This is a genomic window from Streptomyces sp. NPDC126497, assembly GCF_040302425.1.
In the GTDB taxonomy this organism is placed as follows: Bacteria; Actinomycetota; Actinomycetes; order Streptomycetales; family Streptomycetaceae; genus Streptomyces.
On sequence record NZ_JBEORT010000011.1, the window covers coordinates 84,234 to 106,684 of the forward strand.

At 72.3% G+C, this 22,451-nt stretch carries 17 protein-coding genes and 2 pseudogenes; 10 read left to right on the top strand and 9 right to left on the bottom strand.

The window, feature by feature from the left end; all coding sequences use genetic code 11:
- Positions 1-4: 4 nt before the first annotated feature.
- The 5 genes from ABTY20_RS08755 to ABTY20_RS08775 form a co-directional block, all read right to left on the bottom strand.
- A complete protein-coding gene (locus tag ABTY20_RS08755) occupies positions 5-1,963 on the bottom strand; it encodes an ABC transporter permease/substrate-binding protein (protein ID WP_351996252.1) in 1,959 nt (652 codons plus the stop codon).
- Positions 1,953-3,479: a sugar ABC transporter ATP-binding protein gene (locus tag ABTY20_RS08760; protein ID WP_351996253.1), complete on the bottom strand. Its 1,527-nt coding sequence runs from the start codon at positions 3,477-3,479 to the stop codon at positions 1,953-1,955. Before ABTY20_RS08760 ends, ABTY20_RS08755 begins: the two co-directional genes overlap by 11 nt.
- A complete protein-coding gene (locus tag ABTY20_RS08765) occupies positions 3,476-4,510 on the bottom strand; it encodes a LacI family DNA-binding transcriptional regulator (protein WP_351996254.1) in 1,035 nt (344 codons plus the stop codon). The genes ABTY20_RS08760 and ABTY20_RS08765 overlap by 4 nt, the downstream gene beginning before the upstream one ends.
- A 349-nt stretch (positions 4,511-4,859) precedes the next feature.
- A complete protein-coding gene (locus ABTY20_RS08770) occupies positions 4,860-6,725 on the bottom strand; it encodes a hypothetical protein (RefSeq protein ID WP_351996255.1) in 1,866 nt (621 codons plus the stop codon).
- 64 nt (positions 6,726-6,789) lie between these two features.
- Positions 6,790-7,842 carry an aldo/keto reductase gene (locus ABTY20_RS08775; protein ID WP_351996256.1) on the bottom strand — a complete coding sequence of 351 codons (1,053 nt, stop codon included), beginning with the start codon at positions 7,840-7,842 and terminating at the stop codon, positions 6,790-6,792.
- 103 nt (positions 7,843-7,945) lie between these two features.
- Here ABTY20_RS08775 and ABTY20_RS08780 point away from each other — a divergent pair, with 103 nt between their 5' ends.
- The 5 genes from ABTY20_RS08780 to ABTY20_RS08800 all read left to right on the top strand — a co-directional run bounded on the left by ABTY20_RS08780 (position 7,946) and on the right by ABTY20_RS08800 (position 14,153).
- On the top strand, positions 7,946-8,575 hold the full coding sequence (locus ABTY20_RS08780) for a TetR/AcrR family transcriptional regulator (RefSeq protein ID WP_351996257.1): 630 nt from the start codon (positions 7,946-7,948) through the stop codon (positions 8,573-8,575).
- A 248-nt stretch (positions 8,576-8,823) separates the two neighbouring features.
- Positions 8,824-9,450, top strand: a complete 627-nt coding sequence (locus ABTY20_RS08785; RefSeq protein ID WP_351996258.1) for a hypothetical protein — start codon at positions 8,824-8,826, stop codon at positions 9,448-9,450.
- Between the two features lie 188 nt (positions 9,451-9,638).
- On the top strand, positions 9,639-10,127 hold the full coding sequence (locus ABTY20_RS08790; RefSeq protein WP_351996259.1) for a hypothetical protein: 489 nt from the start codon (positions 9,639-9,641) through the stop codon (positions 10,125-10,127).
- Positions 10,128-10,335: 208 nt separating this feature from the next.
- Complete coding sequence (gene recD2, locus ABTY20_RS08795) at positions 10,336-12,606, top strand: SF1B family DNA helicase RecD2 (protein ID WP_351996260.1); 2,271 nt, start codon at positions 10,336-10,338, stop codon at positions 12,604-12,606.
- 257 nt (positions 12,607-12,863) lie between these two features.
- Positions 12,864-14,153, top strand: coding sequence for a citrate synthase (locus ABTY20_RS08800; RefSeq protein WP_351996261.1), 1,290 nt, complete (start codon positions 12,864-12,866; stop codon positions 14,151-14,153).
- A gap of 677 nt (positions 14,154-14,830) precedes the next feature.
- Here the strand turns inward: ABTY20_RS08800 and ABTY20_RS08805 are convergent.
- The 3 genes from ABTY20_RS08805 to ABTY20_RS08815 form a co-directional block, all read right to left on the bottom strand.
- Complete coding sequence (locus tag ABTY20_RS08805) at positions 14,831-17,092, bottom strand: heavy metal translocating P-type ATPase (RefSeq protein ID WP_351996262.1); 2,262 nt, start codon at positions 17,090-17,092, stop codon at positions 14,831-14,833.
- A 144-nt stretch (positions 17,093-17,236) separates the two neighbouring features.
- Positions 17,237-17,476, bottom strand: coding sequence for a heavy-metal-associated domain-containing protein (locus ABTY20_RS08810; RefSeq protein ID WP_351996263.1), 240 nt, complete (start codon positions 17,474-17,476; stop codon positions 17,237-17,239).
- Between the two features lie 193 nt (positions 17,477-17,669).
- Complete coding sequence (locus tag ABTY20_RS08815) at positions 17,670-17,870, bottom strand: helix-turn-helix transcriptional regulator (protein ID WP_351996264.1); 201 nt, start codon at positions 17,868-17,870, stop codon at positions 17,670-17,672.
- 382 nt (positions 17,871-18,252) lie between these two features.
- Here ABTY20_RS08815 and ABTY20_RS08820 point away from each other — a divergent pair.
- The 3 genes and pseudogenes from ABTY20_RS08820 to mmsA form a co-directional block, all read left to right on the top strand.
- Positions 18,253-18,522, top strand: a pseudogene (locus tag ABTY20_RS08820) (PfkB family carbohydrate kinase); the annotation flags it as partial.
- Between the two features lie 50 nt (positions 18,523-18,572).
- Positions 18,573-18,701, top strand: a pseudogene (locus tag ABTY20_RS08825) (5-deoxy-glucuronate isomerase); the annotation flags it as partial.
- A gap of 188 nt (positions 18,702-18,889) precedes the next feature.
- Positions 18,890-20,392 carry a CoA-acylating methylmalonate-semialdehyde dehydrogenase gene (gene mmsA / locus ABTY20_RS08830; protein WP_351996265.1) on the top strand — a complete coding sequence of 501 codons (1,503 nt, stop codon included), beginning with the start codon at positions 18,890-18,892 and terminating at the stop codon, positions 20,390-20,392.
- 470 nt (positions 20,393-20,862) lie between these two features.
- Here the strand turns inward: mmsA and ABTY20_RS08835 are convergent, their stop codons facing one another.
- On the bottom strand, positions 20,863-21,096 hold the full coding sequence (locus ABTY20_RS08835) for a hypothetical protein (protein WP_351996266.1): 234 nt from the start codon (positions 21,094-21,096) through the stop codon (positions 20,863-20,865).
- Positions 21,097-21,224: 128 nt separating this feature from the next.
- Between ABTY20_RS08835 and ABTY20_RS08840 the strand changes: the two genes are divergently transcribed.
- Together ABTY20_RS08840 and ABTY20_RS08845 are read left to right on the top strand one after the other, a co-directional pair.
- A complete protein-coding gene (locus ABTY20_RS08840; protein WP_351996267.1) occupies positions 21,225-22,055 on the top strand; it encodes a helix-turn-helix domain-containing protein in 831 nt (276 codons plus the stop codon).
- On the top strand, positions 22,052-22,267 hold the full coding sequence (locus tag ABTY20_RS08845; RefSeq protein WP_351996268.1) for a DUF397 domain-containing protein: 216 nt from the start codon (positions 22,052-22,054) through the stop codon (positions 22,265-22,267). Before ABTY20_RS08840 ends, ABTY20_RS08845 begins: the two co-directional genes overlap by 4 nt.
- Positions 22,268-22,451 lie beyond the last annotated feature (184 nt).

Consider the following 22,451-nt stretch of genomic DNA (forward strand, 5'->3'; position numbering starts at 1 on the left):
GGTGTCAGCCCTCGAAGCCGGCCACGTTCTCCCGCGTGACCACCTTCACCGGCACCTTCACCGTGTTCTCCACCTTCTCGTCCTCGGCGGCCCGCAGCGCGTTCCGCACCGCGATCCTGCCGAGTTCCGACGGCTGCTGCGCCACGGACGCGTACAACGTGCCGGCCTCGACCGCCTTCAGCCCGTCCGGCGTACCGTCGAAGCCGACGACCTGGACCGACCTGCCGGCCTTCGAGCCGAGCGCCTTGACCGCGCCGAGCGCCATCTCGTCGTTCTCCGCGAAGACGCCGTCGATGCCGGGGTGCGCCTGGAGCAGGTTGGTCATCACGTCCAGGCCCTTGGTGCGGTCGAAGTCCGCGGGCTGCTTGGCGACGACCTTGACGCCCGGGTAGTCCTTCAGGCCCTCGGCGAAGCCCGCCCCGCGCTCCCGGCTGGCGGAGGTGCCCGCCTGGCCCTGCAGGATGACGATCGTGCCCTTGCCGCCGAGCTTCTCGGCCAGCGCCTTCGCGCCCAGCGCGCCGCCCTCGACGTTGTCGGAGGCGACCAGCGCGGCCGTGTCCGCCTCGTTCACCCCGCGGTCCACGGCGACGACCGGGATGCCGGCCTTGTTGGCGCCGCGCACCGCGGGAGCGGCCGCGTCGGAGTCCACCGGGTTGACGACGACCGCGGAGAGCGAGCCGCTGGTGAAGTTCTGCAGCTGGTTGGCCTGCTGGGAGGCGTCGTTCTGCGCGTCGGTGACCGTCAGGTCCACGCCCAGCTTCTTCGCCTCCTCCTCGGCGCCGGCCCGGATCTGCACGAAGAACGGGTTGTTCAGCGTCGACAGCGACAGGCCGATCCTCTGCGCCTTGCCGGCCGGTGACCCGTTGTGCAGCAGCGAGGTCGCGCCGACCACCGCGACGGCGACGGCGGCGGCGATCACGTACGTGAGGGCCTGCCTGCCCCGGTTCCCGCCCCCGGACGCCCCGGCCGCCGGGGCGGTCGCGCCCGCCTTGCGGCGCAGCGTGTCGAACAGCACCGCCAGCGCGATGACCACACCGATGACCACCTGCTGCCAGAACGCGGACACCGACAGCAGGTTGAGCCCGTTGCGCAGCACCGCCAGGATCAGCGCGCCGACCAGCGTGCCCGACGCCTTGCCGGTGCCGCCCGCCAGCGAGGCGCCGCCGATGACGACGGCGGCGATCGCGTCCAGCTCGTAGCCCTGCGCGGCCTGCGGCTGCGCGGAGGACAGCCGGGAGGCGAGCACGATGCCCGCGGCGGCGGCGAACAGGCCGGAGAACGCGTAGACGGCGAGCTTCTGCCGCTTCACCCGCAGGCCCGAGAGGCGCGCGGCCTCCTCGTTGCCGCCGATGGCGTACATGGAACGGCCGATGTACGTCCGGCCGAGCACGAAGGCGGTGAGCAGCCCCATGACGACCATCACCAGCACCGGCACCGGCAGCCAGCCGCCCAGCGTGTCGCCCAGGTGGGAGACGGAGTCCGGGAAGGCGATCGGCGAGCCCTGCGAGATCACGAGCGACAGACCGCGCCCCACCGACAGCATGGCCAGCGTCGCGATGAACGGCGGCAGCTTCCCGTACGAGACGAGGAAGCCGTTCACCAGACCGCAGGCGATGCCCGTGGCGACGGCCAGCAGGACGGCCAGGGCGACCGGGATCCCGGCCTCGGTCGCGCTCCACGCCAGCACGGTCGCGGACAGCGCGGCGACCGAGCCGACCGACAGGTCGATGCCCGCCGAGACGATCACGAAGGTGACGCCGAAGGCGAGGATCGCGGTCACGGCGGCCTGGACGCCGACGTTGAGCAGGTTGTCGGCGGTCAGGAAGTCCCCGGACAGCGCCGACATGGCGATCACGAGGACGATCAGCGCGGTCAGCGCGCCGTTGTCGAGGAGCAGGCGGCGCAGGCCGGCGGTGGCGCCGCCCCGCGCGCCCGGCTCGCCCTTGAGCGTGTCAGTGGCCACCGGAGGCCTCCGTTCCGTTGCTGTGGGGAGTAGTGCTGACGGCGAGGGCCATCACGGCGTCCTGGGTGGCCTGCCCGGCGGCGAGTTCGCCGGCGACGCGCCCCTGCGCCATGACCACCACCCGGTCGCTCATGCCGAGCACCTCCGGCAGATCGCTGGAGATCATGAGCACGGCGGCGCCCGCGGCCGTCAGTTCGTTGATGAGCTGGTAGATCTCGACCTTGGCGCCGACGTCGATGCCGCGCGTCGGCTCGTCGAGGATCAGCACCCTGGTGTTCGCCAGCAGCCACTTGCCGATGACGACCTTCTGCTGGTTGCCGCCGGAGAGCGTGCGCACGTGCTGCCCGAGCCCGGCCATCCGCACGCCGAGCTGCCCGGCGATCCGCTCGGCGGCCTCGTGCTGCCCCTTGAGGTCGACGAGCCCGGCGCGGGAGGCGGACCGCAGGGTGACCAGGCCGAGGTTCTCCTCGACGGAGGCGTCGAGCACCAGCCCCTGCCCCTTGCGGTCCTCGGGCACGAGTCCGATCCCGGCCGCCATGGCGGCGTTGACGTCGTGGCGGCGCAGCGGCCGCCCCGCGACGTGCACGGTCCCGGCGTCGTACGGGTCGGCCCCGAACACGGCCCGGACCACCTCGGTCCGCCCGGCCCCGACGAGCCCCGCGATGCCGACGACCTCACCGGCCCGCACCTCGAAGCTCACGTCGTGGAAGACGCCGTCGCGCGTCAGCCCCTCGACCGCGAGCAGCGCGTCACCGGCCTCGCCCCGCTCGCGCGGGTACTGCTGCTCGATCGACCGTCCGACCATGAGCCGCACCAGCTCGTCCTCGGGGGTGGAGGCGGGCACCCGGCCGACGCTGCGGCCGTCCCGGATGACGGTGACCCGGTCGCCGAGGGCGGCGATCTCCTCCAGGTGGTGGGTGATGAACACGATCCCGACGCCGTCCTCGCGCAGCCGCCGCACGATGGCGAACAGCTTCTCGACCTCCTCGGAGGTCAGCACGGCGGTCGGCTCGTCCATGACCAGCACGCGGGCGTCCAGGCTGAGCGCCTTGGCGATCTCGACCATCTGCAGCCGCGCGATGCCGAGTTCGCGCACCCGCGCCCGGGGGGAGACGTCCACCCCGACCCGCTTCAGCAGCGCCTCGGCGTCCGCGTCCATCCGCTTCCGGTCGATCATCCCGAAGCGGCGCGGCTGCCGCCCCAGGAAGATGTTCTCGGCGACCGTCAGATCGGGGACGAGGTTGAACTCCTGGTAGATGGTGGCGATCCCGAGCCGCTCGGAGTCCTGCGCACCGTGGATGCGCACCTCCTGGCCGCCGACCGTGATCCGGCCGGCGTCGGGGGTGTGGGCGCCGGAGAGCATCTTGATCAGCGTGCTCTTGCCGGCGCCGTTCTCACCGAGGAGCACGTGCACCTCGCCCCGGCGCAGGTCGAAGTCGACGCCGTCGAGCGCGACCACGCCGGGGAAGGTCTTGCGGATGCCCTCGATGCGCAGCAACTCGTCCGGGTTGCTCACGACGTACTCCTTCGTACGGGGGAGGGGGACTGCGGGGACGCCGGCTCACCGCACGAGCGGCGCACGACGAGCCGGGCGGGCAGGGTCACGGACTCGCCGGGCCCGCCCTCGATGCGGTCGACCAGCGCGCGCACGGCGGCCCGGCCCAGGTCACGGGTGGGCTGGGCGACGGCGGTGACCGGCGGGTCGGTGTGCACGAACCACGGGATGTCGTCGAACGCGGCCAGCGCGATGTCGTCGGGCACCCGCAGCCCGCGCGCGCGGACGGCGTCCAGCGCGCCGAGCGCCATCAGGTTGTCGGCGGCGAACACGGCCTCGGGCGGTTCGGCCAGGTCGAGGAAGCCCTCGGTGACCCGGCGTCCGCTGTCGGCCTGGAAGTCGCCCTGGCCGATGTAGGCGTCGGGGAGGGCGAGCCCGTACGCGCCGAGCGCCTCCCGGAAGGCGTCCACGCGCTCGCGGCCGGTGGTGGTGGCGGCCGGTCCGGCGATGATCGCGAGCCGCCGGTGCCCGAGGGCGTGCAGGTGGGCGACCAGGTCCCGCACGGCGTCGCGTCCGTCGGACCTGACGACGGGCACGTCCACCCCGGGGATCCACCGGTCGACGAAGACCATGGGCGTGCCCGTGCGGGCGGCGTCCAGCATGCGCGGGGAGCCGCCGTCGGTGGGGGAGACGAGCAGGCCGTCGATGCGCCGGTCCAGCAGCGTCGTCACGTGGTGGTCCTGGAGGTCGGGCCGCTCGTCGGCGTTGCCGATGATCACGCTGTACCCGAGCGCGCGGGCCTCCTCCTCGACGGAGCGGGCCAGCTCGGTGAAGTACGGGTTCATCACGTCGCTGATGACCAGCCCGAGGGTGCGGGTCTGGTCGGTGCGCAGGGAGCGTGCGACGGCGTTCGGGCGGTACCCCAGCGCCTCGACGGCGGCCAGCACGCGGGTGCGGGCGTCCGCGCTGACCGACGGATGGTCGTTCAGGACGCGCGACACCGTGGCGACGGACACCCCGGCCCGCGCGGCGACGTCCTTGATGCTCGCCATCGCCGTCCCACCTCCTCGTGGAATCGATTACACGGAGGATTGGAATCGATTACACGGGTGGCTGGCAAGGGGGCGCGGGGTGGCCGAAACCCAATCGTGACCGGGGTGGGGACGGGGAGCCCGGCCGGTCTGCCGTCAGCACCCTCGGCCGCCCCCGAACCACGCCGGGGCGGCGGCGACCCGCACATTCCGCGTACGGGATCGGCTGCGTCATCCGGTGGGACAGGGCTTCCCCCGGGCTCGCGCCCCCTCGCCCCACGGGACAAGGGTGAGCATCCGGCGGGCGAATGCACCGTGCGCACCCGGATGGGCGGAACGCGGACGCCGCAGGCCGAAATGCCCCCGGTTCTCAGGCGAGGGCGAGCAAACTCCAGGCAGCCGCGCGGAGTTCCTCGTCCTCGTGGTCCTCGGAGAAGGGGGTGGCGCCGAGCAGGCGGCGCGGGGAGAAGGCGCAGGCCCGGAGGACCGGGCGCAGCTCCTCGGGTGTCCGGCCGATGGCGGCGAGGGCCTTGAGGGCGTGAAGACCGACCGGACTGGGACCGGCCAGTTCCGCGAGGACGGGGACGGCGCGGTCCGGGGAGCCGGTGATCCAGTGGTGCGCCTCGGCGGCGGTCGCCCGCGTCCACTCGTAGCGCGTGGTCAGCATCGGCTCGACGAGGGGGAGCAGGGGGGCGGCGGCACTGCCGAGGGGCCGGAGGTGGCTCAGATGCCAGTGTGTCGGGACCTGTGCCGCCGAGAGCAGCTCCTCGAAGGCGCGAAGTGCCGGGACGGGGTCACCGGTCAACCGGTAGTGGGCGACGGCCGCAGCGGTCCGCAGTGAGGCGTCGCCGCTCTGCCCGGCCTCCCGCAGGGCGGAAGAGACCTCCCCGGTCAGGGCACCGTTCAGGCCGAGCTGCCGGGCGGCGGCGACGGCCGCCCGGCGGGTCCGGAGACATTCCACCAGTTCGGGACGGGCCCGCCGGGCGGGAGCGCCGAGCGGTTCCAGCGCTGCGATCAAGGCGTCGGCCGCGTTCCCGGTGGCGCCCGCCGACAAGGTTTCGCGGATCACAGCTGTGAGCTCGTCGCCCGCCTCCGGGAAGGCCGTCGCCGCGGCTCGGACCGCCTCGGTGTCGGGGCGGCGCGGGAGCACTTCCAGGGCGCGCGGGTCACGCGACCGGACCAGGGCGAGGAGGGCCGGCCGTGCGGCCTCCCCGTCCGTACGGGCGTAGTCGTACAGGGTGTCCCGGAGTTCGTCGCCGGGCTCGGGCAGACGGCCGACCCAGCGACCGATGACGTCCAGCGTGTGGACGAGTGAGCGGGTGTCCCGCTGGTGGGGCAGGGCGGCGAGCAGGAGGTCCAGCACCTCCGGTTCCCGGTCGCGCCAGACCTCCGTGATCTCCCGGGCCAGCCACGATCCGCGTGAGCCCAGGTCGCCCGCGTCGATCCAGTGGGCCGCCACGGTGAGAGCGGCGTCCGGGTCGTCCGCCAGCAGCGCGGTGAGGTGGGATTGCGGGGTGTCGGCGCCCGGCCAGGGGAAGTCGTCCTCCCCGGGATCGGGCTCGGCCCCGTCCTCGGCGAGGATCGTCACCAGCTCCGCCGGGTACGGCGGGCCGGACCGCTCGGCGGCGAGCGTGGCCGCCGCCAGCCTGACCTCGGACCACGCGCTGTCGAAGGGCAGCGGTTCCCGCCCGCTCCGGTGCAGGACGACCATTGCGTCGGCCCGTACCGCCGGGACCGGATCACCGGTGTACAGCTCGCCGACCCGCTCCTCGACGCGGGCCCGCAGCTCGGCGGGGAGCAGGTCCGCCACGCTCGCCACCACGCGGAGCGCCGCCCGGCGCACCGGCCGTTCGACGTCCGTCAGGCAGGGCAGCAGCTCCGGAAGCACCCGGCACAGCTCCGTGCAGACCTCGGCGACCGGACTGCGCGGCCAGTGCGGTGACTCGGTGTCCGCGGGGGTGTGGTCGGCGAGCGTCGCCAGCAGCATCAGCAGCTCGGTGCGCCTGCGGGGAAGGTGCCGGGCGGCGTGCGCGAGGAAGGGGACGGCGGGCGCCGAGGCCGAATACACCGTGCCCTGGTGGTGGATGTTCCCGTACAGCTCGTGAACGGCATCGTCGACGGCCGTGTCATCACCCTGGTGGAGCGCCCTGATCAGGTCGGGCACGTCCACGGCCGGGCCGTAGGCGTGGGTCAGTGTCTGCCACTGGACGGCGTCCAGTTCGGCCGGGGACTTCACGGTCGGCGCTCCTTCGCTGATCAGGTACGTCGACCCTATGGGGCACCACCGACAGCGCCGGCCCTCACGCGGCGGGCGGAGGCGCGACGACGGGCGGGTTGAGGCGGGCGAAGCCTTCCTGGCGCTGGTAGGGGAAGTACGGGTAGGGCGCGGTCCTGGCGCTCGCCGCGTCGAGCCTCGCCGTCTGGTCGGGCGTGAGCGTCCAGCCGACGGCGCCGAGGTTCTGGCGGAGCTGGTGCTCGTCGCGGGCGCCGATGATGACGGAGGAGACGGTCGGCCGCCGCAGCAGCCAGTTGAGGGCGATCTGCGGGATGCTCCTGCCGGTCTCCCGCGCGACCTCGTCGAGGGCGTCGACCACGCGGTAGAGGTGTTCGTCCTCGACCGGCGGGCCGTAGTCCGCGGTCCGGTGCAGTCGGCTGCCGGCCGGGAGCGGCCGGCCGCGGCGGACCTTGCCGGTGAGCCGTCCCCAGCCGAGCGGGCTCCAGACGAGGGCCCCGAGGCCCTGGTCGAGTCCGAGGGGCATCAGCTCCCATTCGTAGTCGCGGCCGACGAGCGAGTAGTAGACCTGGTGCGCGACATAGCGCGTACGGCCGTGCCTCTCCGCGCTCGCGAGGGACTTCATCGCCTGCCAGCCGGAGAAGTTGGAGATGCCGAGGTAGCGGACCTTCCCCGCCCGTACGAGGTCGTCGAGCGCGGACAGGACTTCCTCGACCGGCGTCCCGGCGTCGTAGGCGTGCAGCTGGAACAGGTCGATGTGGTCGGTGCCGAGCCGGCGCAGGGCGTCCTCGCACGCGGCGATCAGGCGCGAACGGGAGGTGCCCGCCTCGCCCGGGCCGTCACCCATCGGCAGACCGGTCTTGGTGGACACGATCACCCGGTCCCTGCGGCCCTTGATCGCTTCGCCCAGCACCTCCTCGGAGGCCCCGCCGGAGTAGACGTCGGCGGTGTCGAACATCGTGATCCCGGCGTCGAGGCAGATGTCCACGAGACGTCGCGCCTCCCGGGCGTCCGTGGTGCCCCAGGCGCCGAACAACGGCCCCCGGCCGCCGAAGGTGCCGGCGCCGAAGCTCAGCGCGGGGACCTCGAGGCCGGACGCGCCCAGCCGCCTGTACTCCATGACCGTTCCTCTCGTCGCACGACATGGCTAACGGGTCTGTGGTTCCGTTAGTGTGGGCCCCAACGTAGCAGGAGTGGACGAGTAATGGAACTGGAGTCCCGTTATGGGTTTTGAGGGAGCGGATCCCGGAACCGTCCGACCCGGTGGGCGCACGGCGCGGGTGCGGGCGTCGGTGCTGCGGGCGGCCGGGGACGCCCTGGCGGAGCACGGCTTCGCCCACCTGGACCTCGCCGACGTCGCGCGCCGGGCCGAGGTGGGCAGGACCACCGTCTACCGCCGCTGGGGGACGGTGACCGGTCTGGTCGCCGATCTGCTGCTGGACATGGCCGAGCAGTCATTGCCGCGCACCGAGACCGGCTCGCTGCTCGGCGACCTCCGTGCCAACGCCCGGCTGGTGCAGCGCACCCTGGCCGACCCGCGGCAGGGGGCGCTGTTCAAGGCGGTGATCGCCGCCGCCACCGGCGAGGCGAGGACGGCCGAGGCCCTGCACCGCTTCTACGACGTCCGCGTGGGGGAGTGGGCGCCCTGCGTCCAGCAGGCCGTCGACCGGGGAGAGGTCCCCGAGGGCACCGACGCCCACGAGGTGATCCGCGCCGTCTCCGCCCCCCTCTACTACCGCCTGCTGACCACCGGCGCCCCCCTCGACGAAGCGGCCGCGGACCGGGCCGCCGAGGCCGCGGCGGCGGCGGCGCGCGCGGGGGCGTACGTGCGGGGCGGCGACGCCCGTACGTGACGGGCTCGCGCGCGGCCCGACCGCCCGTCAGACCGCCGACGCACCGTACGGCACCGGATTCATTGACTCCGAGGCCCAACTCGGCGTCCTTCGAACGGTTTTCCGCAGAGTGGAGGACGCGTCGCTCGACTCCGTTCGGTCGCGTGACCTCACCCAGGGACTGGCCAGGCAACTGCGAGGCTCCCGTGTCCACCCCTGACAACTGGCGCAAGTCGTCCTGCTCCGGCGGCGGCGACGGCAACAACTGCGTGGGGATCGCGGCCTCTCCCGCCCATGCCGCCGTCCGCGACTCCAGGGCCCCCGCCCGATCCCCCTCGCCTTCCCCGCCGATGCCTTCGCCCCCTTCCTCGAAGCCCTCAAGACGCATCCCCGTCGTTGGTGGCCTCCGCCCCTACGACGACGGAGGCCGATCGATGGCGGAAGCAGGGCGGGCGAGCCCTTCGACGGACCGGGCCGGGGCCTTCCCGTTCGGTGTCCTCCTCGGAGGCTCACCTCGCTCGTCTCCACCGTCGTCATCGGGCGGGTGCGGGCGGCGTGCGACATCGGCGCGGCGCGGCGGCGAACTCCCTGCCCCTGCTCGTCCTCGCCCCGCTGATCCGGACCGCCACGGCGATCCCGCTCGGCGTCCTGTACGGCGTCCTCGGCGGACGCCACCGGCGCGCGGCCCTGGCCGCGGGGTTCCTGTCCACCGTGTGCTGCACATGGTTCCTGGTCACCTGGACCGGCGTGCCGGACTCCTACCCGGACCCCGTGTGCCCGGGGAACGTCCCGCCGTGGTGGCCGGATCCCATACCCGTGCGACCGGGTCGGACCGCGCGTACGGCGAACGCCGGACCGCCCCGCTCCCGCCTTCGCCCACCTCCTCGAGGTGCTGAAGGAACCCGGACCGGCGGGGACCGACAGGACGGCAACTCCGTTGTCACCGCTGCTCGGAGCGATCCCGTGGAACCGGGCCACACCGTTCCGCAGTCTTACCGACAGCCGCCCTGCCCGGCGGCCCCCCTTCCGCCCCATCCGCATCCCGGAGCCCGCTTTGCCTCTACGGACAGGTACCGCCCGCCCCGTGCTCCTGCTCCTGTCGACCGTGCTCGCGGCCGGAACGCTCACCGGCTGCGCGCTGCGGGAGCTCGCCATGGACTGCGAGGGGACCGACGGCCGGGTGAAGGAGATGGCCGCGCTCGGCATCCTCGACTCCCGGCCCGCCGGGGCCACCGTCGCCCGGGGCTTCGAGGAGGTCGACGCGGGCTGCTGGGCGGACAGCGGTGACGTCTCGGTGTACGCCGGCCGGACCTACGCCTTCCCCGGCACGGAGGCCGAGGTCGCCGCCCACTACCGGAGGGCAGCGGTACGGGACGGATGGGATCCGGATCCCGGAGCCCCGTCCGGCGACCTGTGCTTCGTCAAGGAGGACATGACCCTGCGGGTCGTCTTCCTCACCGCCGAGGGCCTCGCGGAGGACGGCCACGGAGACCGCCCCGACCTCACCACCGGGGCCGGCTACTCGGTCGACGCCGACTCGTCCACGAACAGCGGCGTCAAACCGGGTTGCTAGAGCCGTCCCTGCCGTACCTGCGGAACTCCGACGTCTCCACCGTCCACGGCCCGAACGGCACCGAGTCGCCGAAGACCCCTCGAGCTGTTCCGAGTAGGCCCCGAGCTCCGCGGCGATGGCGCGCATCCTGGCGTAGTCCATGGGCCCAGAGTGCTGAGGGGGCGACTCTCCGGCCGCCCTGTCACACCCCACGGGTACCGTCGGACCCATGCCCAACCAGTCCGCAGCCGCCGCCCCCGGTGAACGCCGGCTCGCCACCCTCGAAGGCGTCCTGGAGCGCATCACGTACGCCAACGAGGAGAACGGCTACACCGTCGCCCGCGTCGACACCGGCAGGGGCGCCGGCGATCTGCTCACCGTCGTCGGCGCGCTGCTCGGTGCCCAGGTGGGGGAGTCCCTGCGGATGGAGGGACGCTGGGGGTCGCACCCCCAGTACGGCAAGCAGTTCCACGTCGAGAACTACACGACCGTGCTGCCCGCCACGGTGCAGGGCATCCGCCGCTACCTCGGCTCCGGACTGGTCAAGGGCATCGGACCGGTCTTCGCCGACCGGATCACGCAGCACTTCGGCGTCGACACCCTCACGGTCATCGAGGAGGAGCCGAAACGCCTCATCGAGGTCCCCGGCCTCGGGCCCAAGCGGACCAAGAAGATCGCCGACGCCTGGGAGGAGCAGAAGGCGATCAAGGAGGTCATGCTCTTCCTCCAGACCGTCGAGGTCTCCACCTCCATCGCCGTGCGCATCTACAAGAAGTACGGCGACGCCTCGATCTCCGTGGTGAAGAACCAGCCGTACCGCCTGGCCGCCGACGTCTGGGGCATCGGCTTCCTCACCGCCGACAAGATCGCCCAGTCCGTCGGCATCCCGCACGACAGCCCGGACCGGGTGAAGGCCGGACTGCAGTACGCCCTGTCGCAGGCCACCGACCAGGGGCACTGCTACCTCCCCGAGGAGAAGCTGATCGCCGACGCGGTGAAGCTGCTCCAGGTGGACACCGGCCTCGTCATCGAGTGCCTGGCCGAGCTCGCCGCCGAGCCCGAAGAGGGGGAGGACCCCGGTGTGGTGCGCGAGAAGGTCCCCGACCCGCAGGGCGGCGACCCCGTCACCGCCGTCTACCTGGTCCCCTTCCACCGCGCCGAGCTGGCCCTCTCCGCCCAGCTGCAGCGGCTGCTGCGCACCGACGAGGACCGGATGCCGGCCTTCCGGGACGTGACCTGGGACAAGGCGCTCGGCTGGCTGAAGGGCCGTACCGGCACCGACCTCGCCCCCGAGCAGGAGGCCGCCGTCAAGCTGGCGCTGACCGAGAAGGTGGCCGTCCTCACCGGCGGACCCGGCTGCGGCAAGTCCTTCACCGTCCGCTCCATCGTGGAGCTGGCCCGCGCCAAGAAGGCCAAGGTCGTCCTCGCCGCCCCGACCGGCCGCGCCGCCAAGCGGCTCGCCGAGCTGACCGGCGCCGAGGCCTCCACCGTCCACCGCCTCCTCGAGCTCAAGCCCGGCGGCGACGCGGCCTACGACCGGGACCGCCCGCTCGACGCCGACCTGGTGGTGGTCGACGAGGCGTCCATGCTGGACCTCCTCCTCGCGAACAAGCTGGTCAAGGCGGTGCCCCCGGGCGCCCACCTGCTCTTCGTCGGCGACGTCGACCAGTTGCCCAGCGTCGGCGCCGGCGAGGTGCTCCGGGACCTCCTCGCCGCCGACAGCCCCGTCCCCGCCGTCCGGCTCACCCGCGTGTTCCGCCAGGCCCAGCAGTCCGGCGTGGTGACCAACGCGCACCGGATCAACGCCGGGCAGCACCCCGTCACCGACGGCATGAAGGACTTCTTCCTCTTCGTCGAGGACGACACCGAGGAGGCCGGCCGGCTCACCGTCGACGTCGCGGCCCGGCGCATCCCGGCGAAGTTCGGCCTCGACCCCCGCCGGGACGTGCAGGTCCTCGCCCCCATGCACCGGGGCCCGGCCGGCGCGGGCACGCTCAACGGGCTGCTCCAGCAGGCCATCACCCCCGGCCGCCCCGACCTCGCCGAGAAGCGGTTCGGCGGCCGGGTCTTCCGCGTCGGCGACAAAGTCACCCAGATCCGCAACAATTACGAGAAGGGGGAGAACGGGGTCTTCAACGGCACCGTGGGCGTGGTCACCGCCCTCGACCCGGTCGACCAGCGCCTGACGGTGCTGACCGACGAGGACGAGGAGGTGGGTTACGACTTCGACGAGCTGGACGAGCTGGCGCACGCCTACGCCGTGACCATCCACCGTTCCCAGGGCAGCGAGTACCCGGCGGTCGTCATCCCGGTGACCACGGGCGCCTGGATGATGCTCCAGCGCAACCTGCTGTACACGGCGGTGACCCGGGCCAAGCGGCTGGTCGTCCTCGTCGGCTCCCGCAAGGCGATCGGACAGGCGGTGCGCACGGTCTCGGCGGGCCGCCGGTGCACGGCGCTGGACTTCCGCCTGGCCGGCTCCCGCCTCCCCGGGGACTGACCGGCCCCGCCCCTCACACCCCCGGAGCGCCCCGGTGAGCGGTCCGTCACCAAAAAATGATCGATCAAATGAGTCACAAAGGTCACAGAGGCCTTCCGGATCGTGAACACAAGGGGCAGGATGGGCAAGTTGGCGGCACTGAGTGCCGCCAATAGGCCCGATGGTCGACCCCGAGTGCACTCTCCTGAGCCGAGTGGGGGATGGTAGAGACAGTCAGGGCACCTCGAAGATGAGGCACAACGTCGGTGAGGGAAGACGTGAGCGACAACTCTGTAGTACTGCGGTACGACGGCAGCGAGTACACCTACCCGGTGATCGACAGCACCGTCGGCGACAAGGGCTTCGACATCGGGAAGCTCCGCGCCCAGACCGGTCTGGTGACGCTGGACAGCGGCTACGGCAACACCGCAGCCTATAAATCCGCGATCACCTATCTCGACGGCGAGGCCGGCATCCTCCGGTACCGCGGCTACCCGATCGAGCAGCTGGCCGAGCGCTCCACCTTCCTGGAGGTCGCCTACCTGCTGATCAACGGCGAGCTGCCGACCGTCGACGAGCTCTCCGCGTTCAAGGGCGAGATCACGCAGCACACCCTGCTGCACGAGGACGTCAAGAACTTCTACAAGGGCTTCCCGCGCGACGCCCACCCGATGGCCATGCTGTCGTCGGTGGTCTCCGCGCTGTCGACGTTCTACCAGGACAGCCACAACCCGTTCGACGAGCAGCAGCGCAACCTCTCCACCATCCGCCTGCTCGCCAAGCTCCCGACGATCGCGGCCTACGCGTACAAGAAGTCGGTCGGCCACCCGTTCGTCTACCCGCGCAACGACCTCGGCTACGTCGAGAACTTCCTGCGCATGACGTTCTCGGTCCCGGCCCAGGAGTACGAGCTCGACCCGACGGTCGTCGCCGCCCTGGACAAGCTGCTGATCCTGCACGCGGACCACGAGCAGAACTGCTCGACCTCCACGGTCCGCCTGGTCGGCTCCTCGCAGGCGAACATGTTCGCCTCGATCTCCGCCGGCATCAACGCGCTGTGGGGCCCGCTGCACGGCGGCGCCAACCAGTCGGTGCTGGAGATGCTGGAGGGCATCCGCGACGCCGGCGGTGACGTCGACTCCTTCATCCGCAAGGTGAAGAACAAGGAGGACGGCGTCCGCCTGATGGGCTTCGGCCACCGGGTCTACAAGAACTTCGACCCGCGCGCCAAGATCATCAAGGCCGCCGCGCACGATGTGCTGTCCGCCCTCGGCAAGTCCGACGAGCTGCTGGACATCGCGCTGAAGCTGGAGGAGCACGCGCTCTCCGACGACTACTTCGTCTCGCGCAGCCTCTACCCGAACGTCGACTTCTACACCGGTCTGATCTACCGGGCCATGGGCTTCCCGACCGAGATGTTCACGGTCCTGTTCGCCCTCGGCCGCCTCCCGGGCTGGATCGCCCAGTGGCACGAGATGATCAAGGAGCCGGGTTCCCGCATCGGCCGCCCGCGCCAGATCTACACGGGCGTCGTCGAGCGCGACTTCGTCCCGGTCGAGGAGCGCTGACCGCCGCTTCGAGCCGCGAACGCACCGGGCCCCGTACACGACGCCGGTCGTGCACGGGGCCCGTCCTGTGCGGACCGCGAGGAGCCCGTCCCGCGCGGACTCCGAGGAGCCCGTCCCGCACGGGCCGCGGGAACGCGGACGGGGAACGGGAGCGACGAGAACACGGAAAGGGAAAAGGCGCCCCGGCCGCCGGTCCCCCCACGGGCCGACGAGCCAGGGCGCCTTCCCATGTCCCGGTGCGGATTCCCCCCACGGGATCCGGCCGGGCGTCTGTGAGGACAGCGCCTGAATCGCTGAGTGAGCACGGGCGGACCTGAACCCGCCGTACTCGTCGGTGTGCGGTCTGCCGGGACAGCGCACATTCGGGAGGGCCGCTCAAAGCTCCCCACTGGGTACGTGCCCCGGCAACGCAATCTCTGGGAAAGTCCCCCAAGACATCCCCAGATGCCAGGAAGCGCCCCCCAAGACGCTGCCCGACATCGCCAACTTAGACCTTCGAACCCCTTCGATGGTTACGTTCAGATCACTGTGATCCGCGTCTCTCGCCCATCCCCCCAAGGTGCGCAGGAGCCCGCACACCACTCACGGGGCCCAAGCGTAAGGAAGATGCGCGAGCCGTGTGAAGAGCTTATGTGAGGGTCGTACCGGACGACAGGGGTACACCCCAACTCGAGACCTCAATGAAACGCCCGCAGGCGCAGGCTGTTGGTCACCACGAAGACCGAGGAGAACGCCATCGCCGCGCCGGCGATCATCGGGTTCAGCAGTCCGGCCGCGGCCAGGGGCAGCGCGGCCACGTTGTAGCCGAAGGCCCACACCAGGTTGCCCTTGATCGTGCCGAGTGTCCTGCGGGAGAGCCGTATCGCGTCCGCGGCCACCCGCAGGTCGCCGCGGACCAGGGTCAGGTCGCCCGCCTCGATCGCCGCGTCCGTGCCGGTGCCCAGGGCGAGACCCAGATCGGCGACGGCCAGCGCGGCCGCGTCGTTGACGCCGTCGCCGACCATGGCGACGCTGCGCCCCTCGGCCTGCAGCCGCCGCACGACGTCCGCCTTGTCCTCGGGCAGCACCTCGGCGATCACCCGGTCGATGCCCACGGTCCGCGCCACCGCCTCGGCGACGGTCCGGTTGTCACCGGTCAGCAGCACCGGCGTGAGCCCGAGCGCGCGCAGCTCGCGCACCGCCTCGGCGCTGGTCTCCTTCACGGCGTCGGCGACCGTCAGGACACCGCGTGCCGCACCGTCCCAGCCGACCACGACGGCCGTGCGCCCGTCCCGTTCGGCCTCGTCCTTGGCCCGCGCCAGCTCCGCGGGCAGCTCCCCGGACAGCTCGGTGAACCGCCCCACGGCCACCTCGTGGCCCTCCACGCGCCCGCGCACGCCCCGGCCGGGGACGCTCTCGAAGCTCTCGGTGCGCGGCAGCGCACCGGCGCGCTCCTCCGCGCCCGCCGCGATCGCCCGTGCGACGGGGTGCTCGGAGGCGTGCTCCAGGGCGCCCGCGAGCCGCAGCAGCAGCCGCTCGTCGGTGCCCTCGGCGACGTGGACCTCCTGGAGGGTCATCCGCCCGGTGGTGACGGTGCCGGTCTTGTCCAGCACGACGGTGTCGACGCGACGGGTGGACTCCAGGACCTCGGGGCCCTTGATGAGGATGCCGAGCTGGGCGCCCCGCCCGGTGCCGACCAGCAGGGCGGTCGGGGTGGCCAGTCCGAGGGCGCAGGGGCAGGCGATGATCAGTACGGCGACGGCGGCGGTGAACGCGGCGACGGTGTCGCCCGTGGCGCCGAGCCACATCCCGAAGGTGGCCACCGCGATCAGCAGCACCACCGGGACGAAGATCCCGGAGATCCGGTCGGCGAGGCGCTGCACCCGGGCCTTGCCGTTCTGCGCCTCCTCCACCAGCTTCGCCATCCGCGCGAGCTGCGTGTCGGCGCCGATCCGGGTCGCCTCGACGACGAGCCGTCCGCCCGCGTTGACCGTGGCGCCGGTGACGGTGTCGCCGACGGTGACGTCCACCGGGACGGACTCGCCGGTCAGCATGGACGCGTCCACGGCGGAGAAGCCCTCGACGACCGTGCCGTCGGTGGCGATCTTCTCCCCGGGCCGCACGACGAACCGGTCGCCCACGGCCAGCCGCTCCGCCGGGATCCGCACCTCCCGCCCGTCGCGCACCACGGCGACGTCCTTGGCGCCCAGCTCCATCAGCGCCCGCAGGGCCGCTCCCGCGCGGCGCTTGGAGCGGGCCTCGAGGTAGCGGCCGAGCAGGATGAAGACGGTGACGCCCGCGGCGACCTCGAGGTAGATCGTGGAGGCGCCGTCGGTGCGGGCGACGGCGAACTCGAAGGGGTGCCGCATGCCGGGCATGCCCGCGTCGCCGAGGAACAGCGCCCACAGCGACCAGCCGAACGCGGCGAGCGTGCCCACGGAGACCAGGGTGTCCATGGTGGCCGCGCCGTGCCGGAGGTTGGTCCAGGCGGCCCGGTGGAAGGGGGCGGCGCCCCAGACCACGACGGGCGCGGCGAGGGTGAGCGAGAGCCACTGCCAGTTGTCGAACTGCAGGGGCGGGACCATCGCCAGGAGGACGACGGGGAGGGCGAGGAGCGCGGAGGCGGTGAGGCGCCGGCGCAGCGCGGCCGTCTCGGGGTCGGTCTCCTCCGCGGCGGGCGCCGCGTCGTCCTCGTCCTGCGGGGGTGCGGGTTCCTCGGCGGTGTAGCCGGTCCGCACCACCGTGCCGATCAGGTCGGCGACCTCGACGCCCGGCGGGTAGCTGATCCGGGCCTTCTCCGTCGCGTAGTTGACCGTGGCGGTGACGCCGTCCATGCGGTTGAGCTTCTTCTCGACGCGGGCCGCGCAGGAGGCGCAGGTCATCCCGCCGATGAGCAGCTCGACCTCGGAGCGGGCCGGCTGCCCGGCGGCCGGCGCCTCGGTGGCGGTGGTGCTGGTCATGTCCGTACTCCAGGAACGCCCGGGGCCCCGGGCGGACCCGGGGCTCCGGGGACGGTGGCGTGCCGGGCCGCCGCGGTGGCGGACCGCGGGGAACGGGCGGCCGCTGCGGCCCGGTTCACGCCGTGCGGAAGCGGGAACCCCGGGTCAGGCCCGGCCGGCCAGCTCGAAGCCGGCCTCGTCGACGGCGGCGCGGACGGCCTCCTCGTCGAGCGGGGCCGCGGAGACCACGGTCACCTCGCCGGAGGAGGCGACCGCCTTCACCGAGCTGACCCCGGGGAGCCGGGAGATCTCGCCGGAGACGGCGCCCTCGCAGTGCCCGCAGCTCATCCCGCTCACCTGGTAGACGGTGGTGACGGAACCCTGGGTGTCGGTCTGGGAGGTCATGTCGTTGCTCCTCGTCGAGGTGGAGGGGGTCGGTGCGGCCGTGGCCACGACGCCAGGTTATACCCCTAGGGGGTATGAATCAAAGCGTGGCGGCCGGAACGGGGCGCGTCGGACCGGCGGCGGGGGCGGGTGTGACCGTCGTCGCGCCCCGGAGCCGACCGGGGCCGGAAATCCCGCCCGGGCCGGACGGGGGTCAGTCCCGCCTGCGGCCCCGGTTGCCCGGGCGGGCGGCGACCCAGGCGCGGATGGTGTCGGCGTACCAGTAGGGCTTGCCCGCCTCCACCTGGTCGGGCGGGGGCAGCAGGCCGTGCTTGCGATAGGAGCGGACGGTGTCCGGCTGCACCTTGATGTGGGCCGCGATGTCCTTGTAGGACCACAGCGATCGGTCGGTCATGGTGGCACCTCCCCGCGCGCACCGCGGTGACGGCCGGGGGCGGCCGTCCGGGGGGCCGGGCGCGCGCTGGTGATCGGGCAGTACGTCGTGCCCGGTGAACGAGGCCCGTCGGCGGCGGGGCAGGGGCTGTGCGCCGGGTGTGACGGAAGGCCCGCGCAGGTGTGACGCCCGTGACGGCACGGCAGTGTTTGTGACAGGAACGCCACACAGGCGCACGCCGGAACACCGGCGGGGCGCGTTGACTTCCCCCCAGGGAAGCGGGTCCGGGTGACGTGCCGACGAATTTCGTCCGAATGTCCGGACAAAACATTGACAGGGCTTCACGGACGGGGCTAGAACCAGGGAGGGCCACACGGGCGTGGAGCCGCACGGAGGAGACGCGATGGCGTACGACGTGATCACCGGGGGTCGGACCGGGGTGGACCTCCACCCGCTCCGGACGGGTGCGCCGCTGCCGCGGGTCACGTCCCCCGGCACGCTCCCCGGTGGCCCGGCGGCCGGCCCCGCGGTCGCCGCCGCCCGCCCCGGCCGCCGCACCGCCGTGATCACCCGCACCGGCGACGACCCCTTCGGCACCCGCCTCCGCGAGGCCCCGCGCGACTTCGGCGCCGACGACCGCCGGGGCGCCCCCGTCCTGGGCACTCCCGCCCCCGGCGGGAGCGACGCGGCGCTCACCGCCGGGGCCGTCCCATGACCGAGCCGTACGTCCCCCGGGGCGCCGTCACCGGCGCCCCGCCGAACGCCTCCGGCGCGGGAGGCCGCCTCGCTTTGGCAGGAGCGAAGTGCGAGCGACGACTCCCCGCCCGCCGCGGCCCCGCGCCGGAGGTTCCGCCGACGTCGCATGTGTCCACTCGGGGACCCGAACGGCCGACACTGTGTCGGGCCCGACCGGGCGTCCGGTCCTGGTGGGATGGATCCGTGACCGGGGCCGCGGCGCGTCCGCCCGCGGCCGGGGCGCACGAGCTGCACGAACGGCACGTCTCCACCCGTCGCCGCCATCTGTGAAGGAGTTCTCGGGCATGACGAAGACCGTCAACCACTGGATCGGCGGCAGGACCGCCGAAGGCGCCTCGGGCACCTACGGCCCGGTGACGAACCCGGCGACCGGCGAGGTCACCACGAAGGTCGCGTTCGCCTCCGTCGAGGAGGTCGACGCCGCGGTCGCCGCCGCCAAGGAGGCGTACCTGAGCTGGGGCCGATCCTCCCTGGCCACCCGCACCTCGATCCTCTTCAGGTTCCGCGCGCTGCTCGACGCCCACCGCGACGAGATCGCCGAACTGATCACCGCCGAGCACGGCAAGGTGCACTCCGACGCGCTCGGCGAGGTGGCCCGCGGCCTGGAGATCGTCGACCTGGCCTGCGGCATCCCCGTGCAGCTCAAGGGCGAGCTGTCCACCCAGGTCGCCAGCCGCGTCGACGTGTCGTCCCTCCGCCAGCCGCTGGGCGTCGTCGCCGGCATCACGCCGTTCAACTTCCCGGCGATGGTGCCGATGTGGATGTTCCCCCTCGCCATCGCCTGCGGCAACACGTTCGTCCTGAAGCCGTCCGAGAAGGACCCGTCCGCCTCGATCCGCCTCGCCGAGCTGCTCTCCGAGGCCGGTCTCCCCGACGGCGTGTTCAACGTCGTGCACGGCGACAAGGTGGCCGTCGACCGCCTCCTCGCCCACCCCGACGTCAAGGCGGTCTCCTTCGTCGGCTCCACCCCGATCGCCCGCTACATCCACACCACCGCCTCCGCGAACGGCAAGCGCGTCCAGGCCCTCGGCGGCGCCAAGAACCACATGCTGGTCCTCCCCGACGCCGACCTCGACGCGGCGGCCGACGCGGCCGTCTCCGCCGCCTACGGCTCCGCCGGCGAGCGCTGCATGGCGATCTCCGCGGTCGTCGCCGTCGGCGCGATCGGCGACACCCTGGTGGAGAAGATCCGCGAGCGCGCCGAGAAGATCAGGATCGGCCCCGGCGACGACCCCGCCTCCGAGATGGGCCCGCTGATCACCAAGGCCCACCGCGACAAGGTCGCCTCCTACGTGGCCGGCGCGGCGGACGAGGGCGCCGAGGTCGTCCTGGACGGCACCGGCTACACCGTCGACGGCCACGAGAACGGCCACTGGATCGGCATCTCCCTGCTCGACAAGGTGCCGACCACGGCGAAGGCCTACCAGGACGAGATCTTCGGCCCCGTCCTGTGCGTCCTGCGCACGGACACCTACGAGGAGGCCCTCGACATCGTCAACGCCTCCCCCTTCGGCAACGGCACCGCGATCTTCACCCGGGACGGCGGCGCCGCCCGCCGCTTCCAGCTGGAGGTCGAGGCCGGCATGGTCGGCGTGAACGTCCCGATCCCGGTCCCCGTCGGCTACCACTCCTTCGGCGGCTGGAAGGACTCCCTCTTCGGCGACCACCACATCTACGGCAACGACGGCACGCACTTCTACACCCGCGGCAAGGTCGTCACCACCCGCTGGCCCGACCCGGCCGACGCCCCCACCGGCGTCGACCTGGGCTTCCCCCGCAACCACTGAGGCGCGCGGACCGTCACCCCGGCCGACCGGGGCGACGGTCCACGCCGTCCGCCGGACGCAACCGCTCCGGGGAGGCGGTCCACTCCCGTCCCCCGCCGACGGGACGTACGAACGCGATCGGACGCGGACGCTGGTCCCCTCACCGGGGAGACACGTACGCGATGACGTCCTGGAGCACCCCGACCCGCCCCGAATCCAGATCCTCCACCAGCGCCCCGCGCGGGATCCCGTCCGTGCCGCGCGGCGGTGCCGGCCGGTCCACGTCCGAGTCCGACGACCGCCCGGTCACCGCAGACCGCCCCGGTGACTGCTCCAGCGGTTGAGCTCCCGAACCCGCGTCCTCAAGGCCCGCGCGGACGACGGTGGCGCCTCGCCGGCCGGTTCCTGCTGCTCAGGACTGTCCTTCAGGCATGTCAGCACCCGCAGCATCAACAGCCGCTCCTCAGCCGTGAGCGGCCGCGCCTCCCCGCTCACCGCGCCGTTCCGGCGGCCCGCAGTACCGCCGCGAGCTTGCGGGCGGTCGGGAGGTTGCAGCGCCCGAGGTCGACGAGCGGCTCCGCGTGGCACGCCGCGACCATGGGAACGTCCAGCGCCAGCGAGGGCAGCGTGACCCCGACACCGGCCAGCGCCGCCCCCAGCTCCTCCCGCACGGCCTCCGCCCGCTGAATCCCGTCCATCACCGCTTCGAGTCCCTTGTCCGTCATGTGCCTGCTCCGATCACCCGTCACGTGGTGCACTCAAAGCGTCACGCTGAGCGGACGGTGCGACCAGGTCCGACGCGTTGCCGCCCCACCCGGCAGCGGAGGCGGCACGAGACAGAGGGGGAAGGCCGATGGACGTACGCCCGGAGCACCGGGACGGCAACGAGGACTCCGCGCGGGGCGCGCTCGGCAGCACCCTGCGCTACCTCCGCGAGAAGGCGGGCAAGTCCCTGAGCCAGCTCGCCGACGACACCAACTACGACAAGAGCTACCTCTACCGCCTGGAAGCCGCCGAGCGCATCTCCAAGCGTCCGGTGATGGAGGACCTGGACACGTACTACGAGACCGGGGACCTGCTGGTACGCCTGTGGAAGCTGGCGCGGATGGAGGTGTTCAAGGACGGCTACAAGATGTTCATGCGGTACGAGGCCACCGCCACCATCATGCACAAGTACATGCTGACGATCCCCGGTCTGCTTCAGACGGAGGCATACGCCAGAGCTGTTCTCTCCCTGTGGCCGGGACGCGATGAGGAAGACCTGGAGGAGCAGGTTGCCGCTCGCGTCGGCCGACAGGACCTGCTGCACCGCAAGCCGCCACCGAACATCCGCGTGATTCTCGACGAGTCGGTGTTGCGCTGCCCGGTCACTGATCAGAAGGTCTGGGCGGACCAGTTGGCCCATCTCCGCTTCTCCGCCGAGCAGCCCTCCATCACTCTCCAAGTGCTGCCGCTGGCGGCAGGGTTCCATGCCCTGAAGGGTTACGGCTCCCTCTCCCTGCTCTGGCAGGCGGACGGAGGTGGGGTCGTCTACTTGGAAGGCAACGCGTCGGGTGAGTTGTTGGACGAGGCCGGGGACCTTCAGAAGTACCGCCTGGCCTACGATCAGGTAAGAGACTTGGCGCTGTCGCCGTCAGAATCGGTGGCGTTCATCGAGCGTGTCATCGAGGAGTACCCGTCATGAGCTGCAATCTCGGTCTCACCGCCATCACCTGGCGCAAGTCGAGCTACAGCGAAGGGGGCGATGGAAACTGCGTCGAGGTCGCCGCCGGCCTCCCCGCCGTTGTCCCCGTCCGCGACAGCAAGTCCCCGCACGGCCCCGTCCTCCGCTTCCCCGCCACCGCCTGGACGGCCTTCCTCGACACCCTCAAGGACTCTGGCTCCCCGGCTGCCTGATGCGTAGCCGCTCACCTTGCGGGAACATCCCGTGTGGACGGGAAGGCGATGCAGGGTTGTTCTCGGAGTCGCTTTTGATCATCTTCCCCGCCGGCGCGGGGGTGTTCGGACGGCCTGGATGGTAGAGAGCTGCTCGTGTGCCCCACCATTCCTCACTCGTGTCACCGTCAAGAAGCGCGACTTG